The 12,268-nt window shown below is 70.8% G+C and carries 12 protein-coding genes and 2 pseudogenes; 2 read left to right on the top strand and 12 right to left on the bottom strand.

The genetic code is table 11. The features are described 5' to 3' along the window. Positions 1-88 precede the first annotated feature (88 nt). The 4 genes and pseudogenes from ACWEN3_RS11075 to ACWEN3_RS11060 form a co-directional block, all read right to left on the bottom strand. Positions 89-1,426: pseudogene (locus tag ACWEN3_RS11075) on the bottom strand (L-fuconate dehydratase); the annotation flags it as partial. A 36-nt stretch (positions 1,427-1,462) separates the two neighbouring features. After that, a complete protein-coding gene (locus ACWEN3_RS11070; RefSeq protein ID WP_452968470.1) occupies positions 1,463-2,491 on the bottom strand; it encodes an ABC transporter permease in 1,029 nt (342 codons plus the stop codon). Continuing rightward, positions 2,484-3,974, bottom strand: coding sequence for a sugar ABC transporter ATP-binding protein (locus tag ACWEN3_RS11065; protein ID WP_452968468.1), 1,491 nt, complete (start codon positions 3,972-3,974; stop codon positions 2,484-2,486). The genes ACWEN3_RS11070 and ACWEN3_RS11065 overlap by 8 nt, the downstream gene beginning before the upstream one ends. Continuing rightward, on the bottom strand, positions 3,971-5,035 hold the full coding sequence (locus ACWEN3_RS11060) for a sugar ABC transporter substrate-binding protein (protein WP_452968466.1): 1,065 nt from the start codon (positions 5,033-5,035) through the stop codon (positions 3,971-3,973). The genes ACWEN3_RS11065 and ACWEN3_RS11060 overlap by 4 nt, the downstream gene beginning before the upstream one ends. Before the next feature lie 241 nt (positions 5,036-5,276). Here ACWEN3_RS11060 and ACWEN3_RS11055 point away from each other — a divergent pair, with 241 nt between their 5' ends. Then, positions 5,277-6,035: a FadR/GntR family transcriptional regulator gene (locus tag ACWEN3_RS11055; RefSeq protein ID WP_452968463.1), complete on the top strand. Its 759-nt coding sequence runs from the start codon at positions 5,277-5,279 to the stop codon at positions 6,033-6,035. A gap of 260 nt (positions 6,036-6,295) precedes the next feature. Here the strand turns inward: ACWEN3_RS11055 and ACWEN3_RS11050 are convergent, their stop codons facing one another. The 8 genes and pseudogenes from ACWEN3_RS11050 to ACWEN3_RS11015 form a co-directional block, all read right to left on the bottom strand. Beyond that, positions 6,296-7,171: a phosphotransferase family protein gene (locus ACWEN3_RS11050; protein ID WP_452968478.1), complete on the bottom strand. Its 876-nt coding sequence runs from the start codon at positions 7,169-7,171 to the stop codon at positions 6,296-6,298. Between the two features lie 190 nt (positions 7,172-7,361). After that, the gene (locus tag ACWEN3_RS11045) at positions 7,362-8,264 is read right to left on the bottom strand and encodes an NAD-dependent protein deacetylase (RefSeq protein ID WP_452968461.1); all 903 of its coding nucleotides are present in this window, start codon (positions 8,262-8,264) and stop codon (positions 7,362-7,364) included. A gap of 63 nt (positions 8,265-8,327) precedes the next feature. Further along, a complete protein-coding gene (locus ACWEN3_RS11040; protein WP_452968458.1) occupies positions 8,328-8,525 on the bottom strand; it encodes a hypothetical protein in 198 nt (65 codons plus the stop codon). 122 nt (positions 8,526-8,647) lie between these two features. Next, positions 8,648-8,950: a hypothetical protein gene (locus ACWEN3_RS11035; RefSeq protein WP_452968457.1), complete on the bottom strand. Its 303-nt coding sequence runs from the start codon at positions 8,948-8,950 to the stop codon at positions 8,648-8,650. A gap of 113 nt (positions 8,951-9,063) precedes the next feature. After that, entirely contained in the window at positions 9,064-9,780 is a 717-nt protein-coding gene (locus tag ACWEN3_RS11030; protein ID WP_452968476.1) for a DUF1963 domain-containing protein, read from the bottom strand. 247 nt (positions 9,781-10,027) lie between these two features. Next, on the bottom strand, positions 10,028-10,510 hold the full coding sequence (locus ACWEN3_RS11025; RefSeq protein WP_452968454.1) for a DUF3761 domain-containing protein: 483 nt from the start codon (positions 10,508-10,510) through the stop codon (positions 10,028-10,030). Between the two features lie 154 nt (positions 10,511-10,664). Further along, positions 10,665-10,859 (bottom strand): hypothetical protein, encoded by a 195-nt coding sequence (locus tag ACWEN3_RS11020; protein ID WP_452968480.1) that lies wholly within the window; start codon positions 10,857-10,859, stop codon positions 10,665-10,667. Between the two features lie 37 nt (positions 10,860-10,896). Next, positions 10,897-11,109 (bottom strand): annotated as a pseudogene (locus tag ACWEN3_RS11015) (hypothetical protein); the annotation flags it as partial. Positions 11,110-11,382: 273 nt separating this feature from the next. Between ACWEN3_RS11015 and ACWEN3_RS11010 the strand changes: the two are divergent. Further along, positions 11,383-12,141 (top strand): alpha/beta hydrolase family protein, encoded by a 759-nt coding sequence (locus ACWEN3_RS11010; protein WP_452968452.1) that lies wholly within the window; start codon positions 11,383-11,385, stop codon positions 12,139-12,141. The last annotated feature ends 127 nt before the right edge of the window (positions 12,142-12,268 follow it).

The raw sequence follows: 12,268 nt of genomic DNA, 5'->3' as shown, positions 1-12,268 counted from the left end.
GCGTCAACGTTCTGTGGGCCCTGATCCGTGACCGACGGTGCTACCAAGTGACACCGCCCGTCACTGCGCCAGCTTGACTTCGACATTGGGAAGCCTGTCCCTTCCGGGCGTCGGGGTCGGCGGCCCAATAGGTGCCGCCGGGGAAGGTGTACCGCGCGACGGACTCCGGGCGCAGGGCGGCGGAGAAGCCGGGCGCGGCGGGTGGCAGGTAGTGGCCGTCGCGCAGGACGACCGGGGTGAGGAAGTGCTCGTGGAGGTGGTCGACGTACTCGATGACCCGGTCCTCGGTGGTGCCGGAGACGGCCAGGTAGTCGAACATCGAGAGGTGCTGGACGAGTTCGCACAGGCCGACCCCGCCCGCGTGCGGGCAGACGGGGACGCCGAACTTGGCGGCGAGGAGCAGGATGGCGAGGTTCTCGTTGACCCCGCCGACGCGAGCCGCGTCGATCTGCACGAAGTCGAGGGCGCCCGCCTGGAGCAGCTGCTTGAACACGATCCGGTTGTGCACGTGTTCGCCGGTGGCGACCTTCACGGGGCGCACCGCGCGGCGGATCGCGGCATGGCCGAGGACGTCGTCGGGGCTGGTGGGTTCCTCGATCCAGTACGGGTCGAACTCGGCCAGGGCCCGGGTCCAGCGGATCGCCTCGTCCACGTTCCAGCGCTGGTTGGCGTCGACGGCCAGGCGTACGTCCGGTCCGACGACGGCCCGGGCGACCCGGCAGCGGCGGATGTCGTCGGCGAGGTCGGCGCCGACCTTGAGCTTGATCTGCCGGAAGCCGTCGGCGACTGCCTGTGCGGCGAGCCGGCGGAGCTTGTCGTCGTCGTAGCCGAGCCAGCCCGGGGAGGTGGTGTAGGCGGGGAAGCCGCGCTCCAGCAGCCTTCGGCGGCGCTCCCCGGCTCCTTCCCGCCCGCGTCGGAGCAGGGCGAGGGCTTCTTCGGGGGTGAGCGCGTCGGTGATGTACCGGAAGTCGATCTGGCGGACCAGCCATGCGGGTTCGGCGTCGGCGAGCAGCTGCCACAGGGGCTTGCCCGCCCGCCGGGCGGCGAGGTCCCAGACGGCGTTGACGACGGCCCCGATCGCCATGTGCATCATGCCCTTCTCGGGGCCGAGCCAGCGGAGTTGGCTGTCGCCGACCAGGTCCCGGAAGAGCGTGCCGGGGTCGGCGCAGAGTGCCGCCACGTCGCGGCCGAGCACATGGTCCCGCAGGGCGTCGATCGCGGCGACCTGGACGTCGTTGCCCCGTCCGATGGTGAAGACGAACCCGTGTCCCTCGTGCCCGTCGGCGGCGTCGGTGCGCAGCACGACGTAGGCCGCCGAGTAGTCGGGGTCCGGGTTCATCGCGTCGGAGCCGTCCAGCTCGCGCGAGGTGGGGAAACGGATGTCGCGGGTGTCGACCGCGGTGACGCGGGCGGGGGCCTGGGACACTGAAGTCCTCTCGTTTCGCGTCAATTTGATGAGATATCAGTCCTGCGCTCGGCCCGTCGTCACACGGGCGATCATGAGGGCGACGAGGATGATCCCGCCGTAGATGGCCTGGATCCAGAACGACGGCACCTGCGCGAGGGTGAGCAGGTTCTGTACGACGCCCAGGAGGAGGACTCCGGTGAGGGCCCCGAACATGGTGCCCTTGCCGCCGTCGAGGCCGATGCCCCCGATCACCGCGGCCGCGAACACCGTGAAGATCATGTTCTGGCCCTGGTTGGCGCTGATCGCGCCCACGTACCCGGTCTGCAGGAGGCCGCCGACCGAGGCGAGGACACCCGCGATCACGTACACGCCGAGCATCACCCGGTCGACGGGGATCCCGGCCGCCCGGGCCGCTTCCGCGTTGCCGCCGATCGCGTACAGGGCGCGGCCGACGCGGTGGTACCTCAGTACGAACCCGGTGACGGCGAAGGCGGCCGCCGCGAGCCACACGGACATCGGGACGTTCAGGAAGGTGGTGGTGGCGAGGGTGTAGAAGCTGTCGGGCATGCCGAACAGGGTCCTGCCCTTGGTGGCGCCGACCAGCAGGCCGCGCAGCACGATGAGCATCGCGAGCGTCACGATGAACGCGTTGAGCCGGAACCTGACGACCAGGATGCCGTTGAAGGCGCCGACCACCGCGCCGACGACGAGGACGGCGAGCAGGGCGAGTCCGGGCGGGAGGCCGGTGCCCCAGCCGGACTGGTCCGCGGGCAGCACCAGCAGGGCGCCGACGGCCGGCGCGATGCCGACGACCGACTCCAGCGACAGGTCGAACCTGCCGGTGATCAGCACCAGGGACTCGGCGAGCACAACCATCGCGAGGGCGGCGGAGGCCCCGAGGACGGAGATGAGGTTGCCCTCGGTGAGGAACGAGTCGTTGACCATCGCGCCGAGCACGAGAAGCAGCACCAGCGCGGGGACCAGGGCGAGTTCGCGGGCCCGGCGCAGCAGGACCGTTCTGGCCGACCGGGAATCGGGGGTCTTCGCGGGCGCGAGCGGCGGGGCCGCCCGGGTGTCAGCCATGGTCAACTCCTTCGATGGAGGCGATCAGCTCGTGGTCGCGCCAGCCGGCCGGGTGCTCGGCGACGACACGGCCGTGGAAGAGGACGAGCACGCGGTCGCAGCGTCTGAGGTCGTCGAGCTCGTCGGAGACGACCAGGACGGCGGTGCCGTCGTCGCGGGCGCTGTCCATGCGGGCGAGCAGTGACTCCTTGGACTTCACGTCGACGCCGGCGGTGGGGTTGATCAGCACGAGCAGCCGGGGATCGGAGGCGAGGGCGCGGGCCATGACGACCTTCTGCGCGTTGCCCCCGGACAGGTCCGCCACGGGCTGGTCGGGGCCCTCGGCGTGGATGTCCAGGCGGTCGATCAGCTCGGCGGCGACGCCGCGCCTGCGGTCCGTGGCGACGAGGCCGAAGCGGCCGAGCCGGTCCAGCACGCTCAGGGTGGCGTTGTCGCCGATGCTCATGCCCGACACCAGGCCCTGGTCGTGCCGGTCGCGCGGGACGCATCCGACACCCGCGTCCAGGGCCGCCCGTACGTCACCGAACGGCAGCCGCTCGCCGTCGAGTCGGGCCGTTCCCGCGGTCGGGGTGTGCAGTCCCGCGAAGGACTCGGCCAGCTCGGTCCTGCCGCTGCCGCTGGAGCCGGCGAGTCCGAGCACCTCGCCGCGGCGGACGCTGAGGTCGACGTTCTCGTACGCCGGTGAGGTCAGCCCCCGCACCTCCAGCAGGACCGGTGCTCTCTCGTCAACTCGCAAGCCTCCGTTGGTGAGTTCGGTGACCGACTCGCCGGCCATGGCCTCCACCAGCGCCGCCTTCGGCAGGTCGGCGACGGGGGCGGTGGTGATCCAGCGGGCGTCGCGCAGCACGGTGACCTTCTGGCAGACCTCGTACACCTCCTGGAGGTGGTGGGAGATGAACAGGAAGGTGACACCGTTGTCCTGCAGCGCGCGCATACGGGTGAACAGCCGGTCGATCTCCCGGTTGTCGAGCTGGGCGGTGGGTTCGTCCAGGACGATGAACCGGGCGCCGAAGCTGAGCGCCCTTGCGATCTCCACCAGTTGGCGGTCCTCGACGGCGAGGTCGGCGGTGCGCGCCTCCGGGTCGACGCGCACGCCCCAGGTCCCGAGCAGTTCGGCGGCCTCGGTGCGCAGCCTGCGCCAGCTGATGAAGCCGCGGTCGAGCGGCTGCCGGTTGAGGAAGAGGTTCTCGGCGACCGTCAACTCCGGTACGACCGTGGGCCTCTGGTACACGCAGGCGACCTTGCGGCGCCAGGCGTCCCGGTCGGCGAGCGGTGGCGCGGGCTCGCCGTCGAAGCGGACGGCGCCCCGGTCCGGCGCCTGGAGGCCGGTGAGGATGTTCACCAGGGTGGACTTGCCGGCGCCGTTGCGGCCGACCAGGGCGTGGGACTCGCCCGGCAGCACGGTGAGCCGGCCGTCGGCGAGGGCGACCGTGGGGCCGTAGCGCTTGACGATGCCCGAGGCTTCGACCAGTGGAGTGCTCATCGGACCGTGTTGCCCCACAGCTTGGGGTCGTCGACGTCGGCCTTGGTGACCAGGGGCGCGGGCAGCTCGTCCTCCAGGATGCCGCTGGGCAGCCGGACGATCGTGGAGCCGTGGTCGGTCGGGCCGGGCTGGAAGGTCCTCCCCTGCATGGCCGCCTTGATGTAGTAGAGGCCGTACTTGGCGTAGGCGTCGGCCGGCTGGGAGACGGTGGCGTCGATCTCGCCCTTGCGGATGGCGTCGTACTCCTGCGGGATGCCGTCGTTGGAGACGATGACGACGTGGCCCCGCTGCCCGGCCGGCTTCAGCATCCTCTTGGACTTCAGGGTCTGCAGGGCCGGCGCCAGGTAGACACCGCCCGCCTGCAGGTAGATGCCCTTGATGTCGGGGTTGGCGCCCAGCAGTGTGTCCAGCTTGGCGGCGGCGGTGTCGGACTCCCACTTGGCCGGGATCTCCAGCACCTTGAGTCCGGGGTACTTCTTCCTCACGCACGACCGGAAGGCCTCGGAGCGGTCACGGCCGTTGACCGAGGCGAGGTCACCCATGATCTGCACGACCTTGCCGCTGCTGACGTGCTGCCCGAGATAGTCGCAGGCCTTCTCGCCGTAGGCCACGTTGTCGGCGCGCACCACCATGGCGACCTTGCCCTTGTCGGGGGCGACGTCCACGGCGACGACCGGCACGCCCCTGCGCTGGGCCTGGTCGAGTCCCGCCTCGATGGCGGCGCTGTCCAGCGGGGCGACGACCAACCCCTTGACGCCCTGCGTGAGTTCGTTGTCGATGTCGGTGATCTGCTGCGAGGGGTCGCTGTTGGAGTTGACCGTCTTCAGCGTCTGGACGCCCTCCGACCTGGCCATCCTGGGGACGTAGTCGTTGTACGACTGCCAGAACGGCGAGGTCAGCAGCGGCAGGATCACGCCGACCTTGCCGGTGCCGCCGCTGCCGGTGCTCGCGGTGTCCTTGGTGCTGCCGCACGCGGCGAGCACGAGGGAGGTGCCGGCGGCCAGTGCCGCCATGACGGTGATCCGGGACCTGCTGCGCTTCCTGACTGTGCTGGCGGGCATCTCGCGACTCCTCGTCGAGGGTGGTCGAGCGGAGGGGGGTTCGAGGGTGGTCGAGCGGAGGGGGTTCGAGGGTTCGAGCAGAGGGCGATCAGGGGCGGGGCTCAAGCAGATGTCCGCATACTTATCAGACCACTCAGCCGGAATGACACCCTCTTGCAGCGAGAAATCCGGCCACTCGTCCATAGTGGTCGGACCACTCCGGTGGTTAGACTGCGACGCACCCGGTGACTGGAGGAGTGGCGTGGACGAGGCAGCCCCGCAGAAGGGCACGGTGACCCAGCGCGCCATCGAGGCAATCAAGGCGATGATCGCCGAGGGCCGGCTGGAGCCGGGCCAGCGGCTGCCCACCGAGCGGGATCTCGCCGCGCAGCTGGGCATCTCGCGCAGCTCGATGCGGGAGGCGATCCGGGCGCTGACGGTCCTGGGCGTCCTGGAGGCCCGGCACGGCTCCGGCATCTACGTCACGGCCCTGGAGGCCGGCGACCTGCTGGAGACGTTCGGGGTGGTCGCGGACCTGTCCCGGGGGCCGCGTCTGGTGGAACTGCTGCAGGTACGCCGGATCCTGGAGTCCACGGCGACCGCGCTGGCCGCTGCCCGGATCACCGAGGACCAACTGGCGTCTGTGGCAAAGCACTTGGCGGCGATGAACGCCACCGACGACCCCGAGGAGATCCTCGCCCACGACATCGCCTTCCACCGCGAGATCGCGGCGGCCGCCGGCAACGAGACGATGGCCGCCATCCTGGAGGGCCTGTCCTCGCGCACCTTCCGCGCCCGCGTCTGGCGCGGCTACCAGGAGGAGGGCGCCTTCGCGCGCACCCGCCGCGAGCACGCCGCCATCCACCGTGCCCTGACCGCCCGCGACCCGGAGGCGGCACGGACGGCGGCGGCGGCCCATGTGGGCGAGGTGGAGGAGTGGCTGCGGACGCAACTCGCCCACGGACGAACGGCGCCGGCTCCTGTCGAGGACGGCGCGGGGCCTAGCGCCGACGGCGGCTGAGCGGCGGCGGTGCGGGTTCCTCGGGGGCCAGGCGTTCGGGGGCCGGTCGCTCGAGGGCCAGGCGCTCGGGAGCCGGTAGCCGCCGTGGCCGGTGATTGCGGCTCACGGGGGCGCCGCTGCGGGGGCGGTCGTGCGCGGGTCGGCGGCGAGGGGGTACCTCGGCCGGTCGCTCCGGGCGTCGTACAAGGTCAGCCATGCGGGCTGGTCGCTCGGGCGTCGTACAGGGCCGGGCCTGTTCCCGGAAGCGCGCCCGGGGCCGTTCAGGCGTGGACGAGTTCCAGCGTCTTCCTCAGGTTGTGCTCGGCGATGCCCGCCATGAACGTCCGATCGGGGAAGTCGCCGTCCAGCAGTCGCAGCGGGCCCGCCGTCAGCGAGAGCCGCTGCGCCAGCGTGTAGAGCGCGAGCCGGTCCTCGTCCAGTCCGTCCTCCGCCGGCGGCCGGTAGGCGTCGTGCAGGCGGATCCGCAGAAAGACGTGCTCCCACTCGACGTCGAAGTACATCGTGCCCTCGATGTCGATCAGCACGGGGTTCCCCCCTGCGTCGACCAGCACATGGTCGGGCCCCAGTTCGCCGTGCACGACCGCGTACTCCGCGCGTGGCCGTACCGCCGCCGCGAGATCCAGCAGCCGCTCCTCCAGCCGGTCGCGGGCTCCCGCGATCCGCGGATCACGCGAGGCCGCCTCGGCGAGGTCCCGCAGCGCACGGTCCAGGACGACTCCCTCGCAGGACGTCCCGCGCGACGTGTCTCCGCGCTCGACCACGGCCACCTTGCCGTACGTGGGCGCCCGGTGACCCCGCATCGCTCGCAGCGCCTCTTCGAGCCCGGCCAGCACCGGGGCGGCCGCGCGCGGGTCCCGGGCGAGCAGTCTCTCCAGGTTCTCGCCCCGGACGTCCTCGACGATCGCGAGGTCGGCCGGGCAGTGGACGCCGTCGCCGTCGAGGAGAAGGACCTCCGGGACGCGGACGCCGAGTGCGTGCAGCCGGGTGTGCGCGGCCTCGAACAGGTCGAGCCCGAGACCGGGTGAGAACGGGTCGGTGAGGTCGTCGTCGCCCTCGGCGGCCGGCCAGTAGTTCTCGGCGCCGTCCCACAGGTAGGCGATCGCACTCGTCGCGTCGTCCATCACCAGGCGGTACACGCCCTTCTTGCTCCCACCCGCAAGCCGCTCGACCGCCCCCAGCCGCCGCCCGCCACCCAGCGCGGCCCGCGCCGCGCCCGCCAGTCGCTCCCGCGTCGCTCGCCTGCCCGTCACGTCCGGAACCCCCTGGGCCGTCCGCGCACGCAGCGCTGTGACGTGGTGCGGGAACACGATGAGACCCGTTGCCGCGTCACTGCGCCGCCACCTGGTGGTCCACGGGGATGCCCAGCCGTCCGGCCACGGTGGTGAGGGCCGTTCCCAGGGGGAGGGCGACCCGGGTGCGGGCGTGCCGGTCGCCCCTGGTCGCGTCCCGGTTGACGATCAGCACCGGCTTACCGTCCTGGGCGGCCTGGCGGACGAACCGGAGTCCGGACATCACCGTCAGTGAGGACCCCAGGACGAGCAGCGATGCCGCCTCACGGACCAGCGTGCGGCAGTGCTCGACCCGCTGCGGCGGAACGGACTCGCCGAAGAACACCACGTCCGGTTTGAGGATGCCGCCGCAGATCGTGCAGGGCAGCACGCGGAAGTCTCCGACCTGTCCGTCGGTGAGGTCGGCGTCACCGTCCGGATTGATGCCGGCGGCGACCGGCTCGAATCCCGGATTGGCCTCCTCCAGCCGCCGGGCGAGTTCACGGCGCGGGCTGGAGGCGCAGCAGGAAAGGCAGACGACCCGGTCCAGGCTCCCGTGGAGTTCCACGACGCCGTCGCTGCCGGCGGCCTGGTGCAGGCCGTCGACGTTCTGGGTGATCACACCCGAGAGCAGGCCGTGCCGCCCGAACGCGGCCACGGCCCGGTGCCCGGCGTTGGGGCGGGCGCGGCCGAAGGTGCGCCAGCCGAGGTGGCTGCGCGCCCAGTACCGGCGCCGGGCCTGGGTGCTGGAGGTGAAGTCCTGGTACGTCATCGGGGTGTGCCGGCTCAGGCTCCCGCCCTCGCCCCGGTAGTCGGGGATGCCGGACTCCGTGGAGATGCCCGCGCCACTGAGCACCAGCACATCACCGGTGCTCAGCGCACCGGCGACCGGCTCCAGGTCCGTGGTGCCCGGCGGCAGGTCCTCGGTGGGGGTCCAGCTCAGAGTGGGGCGCATGCGCATGCAACAAGAGTACGGAACAGGCCGCGCTCACCCGTTCCCGTCGGTGATGGTGAGGTGGCGGATCTACCACTCGGTGGAGAACCGCCGCTCCCGCGCGTCCGGCGGAAGGCCGGCGATCATCCCTGGCAGACCTCCACGCTCCACCTCGGAGCGGTGCGCCAGCACTGCGGCGATCTTCTGCTCCACCCAAGGGCCGACGTCGACCGTCACGGTGATCTGATCGTCCGGAACGCTGTACACCGCCTTGCGCGGTCCGATCACGTCCCTTCACCGGCGCTGATCTCACAACGACAGCCAGGGCAGCGGGCTCGGATCGAACTCCTTCAAGGCCGGGTCCTACATGGTCCAACTCCACTGGCAGAGCGGTCGCGTAGCGACTGTCTTCAGCCCAGGTGCCACAGCGCGTACACCGCGACGAGGAGGAGAAGTCCCGCACCCGCCATGACAGCGCCCAGGAACCGCAGATACCCGGGAGTCGCGAAGAAGGTCGGAGCCCCGCCGAGACGCCCCATCGCCATCGACGACTCCTCGTTCCTGCGCCGAATGCGTTCGGCTCTGCGAGTGGTGATCCCCCGTACATCGAAGGCCCAACTCAATCCGCACCACAGGGCGACCACGCCTCCCAGCGCGAAGACGATGTCGATCAGCGGGGACGGTCCGTGTGTCCCAGCGGCGAAGTGCTGCATTTTCTTGGCGTTCCTTTCGTCGTTCCGCGCCTCGGTCGGTCCAGGATTCCCATGGGCGTCCAGTGCGCGTCGATCAGACACGGGCTGGCAGGGCGAGCACGGCGCTGTGCGAATCAGCAGCAGAGGACCTGCGCCACGGCCTGGCTGAAGTCGCCGGCCGTGAGTGCCTTGGCCGGGATGGTGAAGTACACCGTTCCGGCGTCACCCCAGCCCCATCCGAGTTCGGCGTCCTCGGCAAGCTGGAGCAGATGCACGGCCGGGCCGTCGGCGTCGCGGGACGACACCCTGAGCGTGTACGAGGTGTCCGGCCAGCCGAAGGCGCAGTGACTGCCGGCGGTGTTCCCGTCGAGATCGCTCATCTCCTCGAGAATGAGCGACGCCGCACCCCAGTGCTGCTCACGGTCGAACTCCACGTCCTCGTCCTCCACGTCCCAGCAGTCCGGGAGCATGGTGGTCGCAACCGCGTGGACGGGAGTAGCCGGGTAGCTTCTCGCCGGTTCGGGTGCCGTCGTCTCGACTGCCCGTGCCGGGTCGACGGAGATGACGCGGCATACCCCAGGTGGGGACACGTCCAGTTGGCGGTACTCCTCGTACGGCAAGTCCGGGTCGAGGTAGAAGAAATTGAGCAGGCCAGGCCGTATGGGCAGTTCGTCCCCCAGCCCGGCAGCGAGAGCATCGGTGTCCAGTACGGCGAGCAGGGACAACGGAACCCCGCTCTGTTCGGGCCAGCAGGTCCCCGGTCCGAGGAGGGCGGGCCCACCGAGTCGGCATTGACCAGTGGCCTGGGTACTTCCCGATGGGCGCACCAACTGAAAGCCGCGGCGGGCCATGGCAGCGAACTGCCGACCGGCCTTCTCGCCGAGCCGTTCTGTGCAGACGCGGCTCAAGCCGGCAGGGTCATCGAACTGCATGCCAGGATCTTCTCAACCCCCCTTCGGTCTTGACCACTTGGGTCCCAGGCGTACCCGAGTACGCCTGTCAGGCCACTGTGACCAGAGCGGCGGCCGTCAAGCCGGCCAACCACTGGATCTGCGCCATGCCCTTGCGCCAGCCCGCCGCTCGCGCACGCCACTTGGCCTACCGGTAGAAGACCGCCACGCCTCCATGATGTGAGCACGCCCCCTGGTGGTGGGCGGCGTAGGAGTAGGTGCCGTCGTTACAGAGGGCGGTGGCGCCGTTTCCGGCGCTGCCTGAACCGCCCGAGGAGCTCGAGTCGCCGCCGCTGGAAGAGCCGCCGTACGAGCCCGTGCCGCTTCCCGAACCCGCGGCGGCCGCGTGGGCGGTGACGGTCACCTTCACTTTGACCGTCTTCGTCGCCGTCACAGTCGGCGCGGGCTCCGGCGACGCCGACTCCGTGGCCGTGGCTGTGGCCGTCGCGGTGACGGTCGCCGTCGGCTGCACCTTGGCGGCCGCCGGCTTCGTAACGTTTCCGTTGCCCTGGCCGCCGGCGCCGATGCCGAGGAAGAAGGCGAGACCGATCGCGGAGAACACGTACCGCTTCCGCGCCCACCTGGGGGTCGGGGCGGATGGCTGTGGCGGCATGGCGTACGGGTTGGTCATGTGTCCCCCCTAGGACGCGGACGAAGTGGCCGAGCGAGCGTGCGGCCGTTCGCATGTAGTTGCATCTCGCACGCAGTTCGCGCTGCAGGATCATATGTGGTTGAAGCGTGAAGAGAAAGTAGGTCTCCCGTAAAGGCCGAGTCGAGGTGTCGGCTCAGCCCAGCCCGGGCAGGCCACGTAGTTCCCCGATGCGCAGAAGCCGTGCGAAGCCGAGGAACAGCAGCGCCATGGCGATGCCGCCCGCTGTCAGGGAGACGACCGGCGTCCAGGAGGCCGATGTCAGGCCCTTGCCGCAGGAGCGGGCGATGAGCCAGCCGGCGGCCCCTGCGCCGGTGGCGGCGGCGGTCAACTTGGCGTAGGTGCGGCAGATGCGCCGGCCGTCGAGGAGTCCGTCGGTGCGCGGCCAGCAGCCCGACGCCCAGTGCCGCGGCCTGGAGGGTGTTCCGGATCAGTCCGGTGGCGCGGGAGACCACCGTCCCGGCGGCCATGAGCGCGGACGACCGCAACACCCCGGCGTCTTTCGTCCGTTTGGGCGCGGCGTGCTTTCCGTGGCGCGTGCTCGGTCGCTCTGACCGGTCGGGCGGTGTCTTCTCGATCACGGGCTCAATCTACGTTCCAAGTCCCCTTGGTTCAGGGGGACTTCAGGTCCCGGTGGGACTGTCCGGAGCCCTGATCACGTTGGCGGGGAAAGGGTTGGGCGGACTAATGATCGAGCTGCTAGCTTTTGGTCGACCGCGACCCCGTCCCAGGAGGTGAGACCCGTGAACGCTGTATCCGTATGGGTGCTCCCCCTTGTCGTCACGGTCGGGCGGCTGACGTAGGTGTCGCCGGGAGCGGCCCGTCAACGAGGCACTCCCGAAAGGCAACACCCCATGCATACTTTGAACTTCACTGCTGAGACGACGTCGAACGGTGTCGTCGAACGCGACTTCATGGTCGGCGATGTCCCCGGCGTACTCTGGTCACCCGCGTCCGGCCCCGATCGCGCACCCCTGGTGCTGATGGGCCACGGCGGCGGCACGCACAAGAGGTGGCCGGCGATGACAGGCCGCGCGCACCTCCTCGTGACCCGCTGCGGCTTCCACGTCGCCTGCATCGACGCGCCCGGCCACGGCGACCGGCCGCGCACGGCGCACGACGAGCGGGAGATCGACGCACTGTTCGAGGCGAGGGAGGCGGGCGAGCCGGAAGGCCCGATCGTCGTCCGCTACAACGCCCACCTGGCGCAGCGCGCCGTACCCGAGTGGCAGGCGACCCTGGACGCCCTCCAGGGACTGCCGGAGATCGGCGCCGAGGGACCGGTCGGCTACTTCGGGCTGAACATGGGCACCGCGATCGGGGTGCCGCTGACGGCTGCCGATCCCCGGATCACCGCCGCGGTCTTCGGTCTCCACTGGCCCGATGCCCTGGCCGAGACGGCGCGGCGGATCACCGTTCCGATCGAGTTCATGCTCCAGTGGGACGACGAGCACATCCCGCGCGCATCGGGCCTGGCGCTGTTCGACGCCTTCGCCTCCAAGGAGAAGACGCTGCACGCCAACGCGGGCCGGCACAAGGAACTGCCCAGGTTCGAGGCCGACGGAGCGGTCCGGTTCTTCGCCCGGCACCTCGGCCGGGCGGGCGCGTCATAGGCCTGACCCGAGCGGCATCGGCGTCCGGCTCATCGGTCGGGCGCCGGTGCCCCGGGGCCCCAGGCCGCTTCGGCAGGGGTCGGGACGTGGTCACACCGGGTGGCTGTCCATCGACGTACCGAGCCAC

This window comes from Streptomyces sp. NPDC004561, from assembly GCF_053602155.1.
The sequence above is the reverse complement of the archived record's forward strand: the minus strand, read 5'-3'. Positions and strand labels throughout refer to the sequence as shown.